The organism is Kosmotoga sp. (genome assembly GCF_982836095.1).
In genome coordinates this window covers 1-248 of the sequence record NZ_CEYIHJ010000231.1, presented here as the reverse complement: position 1 = coordinate 248, position 248 = coordinate 1, and the positions used below count along the sequence as shown (strand labels likewise).

The following is a 248-nucleotide window of genomic DNA, read 5'->3' as shown; positions in this document are numbered from 1 at the left end:
TCCCACAGCACCACTGAGTTTACCAACAGCCAATCTGTCAAGGCAGTTAATGAGCCTATCATGATTTCGTTCAGCTTCAGCAAGAAAAGAGAGGATTTTTAGGCCAAAGGAAGTGGGTTCTGCATGGACCCCATGAGTTCTTCCCATGATGACAGTTTTTTTGTGCATTAGCGCCTGCTCTTTCAGAACAGCGATAAATTCTTTCAGCGCTTCTAAAATATACTTGCAGGCTTCAACAAGTGCAAGTG

The 248-nt window shown here is 44.0% G+C and carries 1 protein-coding gene; it reads right to left on the bottom strand.

The features are described from left to right. Positions 1 to 248 (bottom strand): lyase family protein (locus AC3LHT_RS10520; protein ID WP_488662859.1); only part of this gene is annotated, 248 nt, incomplete at both ends.